Origin of the sequence: Thermodesulfobium sp. 4217-1 (genome assembly GCF_039822205.1) — a bacterium.
In the GTDB taxonomy this organism is placed as follows: domain Bacteria; phylum Thermodesulfobiota; class Thermodesulfobiia; order Thermodesulfobiales; family Thermodesulfobiaceae; genus Thermodesulfobium.
On record NZ_JBAGBW010000063.1, the window covers coordinates 1 to 1,091 of the forward strand.

Genomic DNA, 1,091 nt, shown 5'->3' on the forward strand with positions numbered 1-1,091 from the left:
TATTCATCAACGCCTTTTTTAATGCCATAGACATTGTTTTTAACAGAACGCTCAGCTTTGTCAAGTTTTTCTTCTCTTTTGCGCTTAGCCATATCAGCTTCAGTCTTGCTCCAATACAAAAGTACCTTCCTTGTCCTTACTTCCCTTTCACCATCTTTATTCTTCCCCTCGTACTCTTCCTCAAATAGCTTGTATCTGTATGTGTCATCTTCATTTGATATCCAATCTCTTTTGTCAAATAGTTTTTCATTGTATAGCTTACCCTTTTTTCCTTTAAGTATCTGTGAAAAGACAAAACCATCTTTATTGTTTACTATTACATCAATATTCTTAGAAGAATTAAGCCCTTTGTCAGCAACTACGATAAGTCTACCAAGTCCATAAGACTCTTTTACATCTTTCATTACTGGTTGAAGTGTTAGAGAGTCACTGGTGTTACCTGGAAAAATAGACATGCTTATTGGAAGCCCATTTGAATCAATAAAAAGACCCATAGCTATGATTGGATCTACACGGTGTTCCTTTGATACACCTCTTTTTCTAAGATCATCTTCACCATTTGGAAAGTCTATCTCAAAGAAGTAGTTGGTAACATCATAAAATGCATAAGACATGTCACGACCTATTATATCTTTAACGCGCTTATTTAAATGCCTTTGTAACTCTACTTCAAAATTCGCAAAGTAGTCTAGTGACCTATAGATATCAGGTAGGGTGAAGTCAGTACTCATACCATAGAAACCGTCTTTTATCTGGCAGGAAGCGCGTTTTGAATCTGGATAAAGAATCCTTGCCAGTACAAGGAATTTGAAAATATCTCCAAGAGAATATCCTCCCTGAAACTTATGTGATTTCTCATAGGACTTAATGAACAAATTTATTTCAAGTAGATTATAGACTGCTTCCAAGAACTTATATCCATAATTTAGTCTCCTGTTTTCTTTGCTATACATCAGAGCATTAGATGCAACTTCTATTCTTAAAGAAACATCATTTTTGAAATTTGCATTAAATTCTTTCACCATAGACATAAATGCCTCAGGATCTTCCTGATCTTCTAAATAGCCAAAACTTTTAATGGTTCTTTGTTT

Annotated in this window: 1 protein-coding gene; it reads right to left on the reverse strand. The window is 34.5% G+C overall.

The annotated features are described in order from the left end of the window. Positions 1–1,091: IS1634 family transposase (locus V4762_RS09980; protein WP_347315629.1), on the reverse strand; the 1,091-nt coding region annotated here is incomplete at both ends.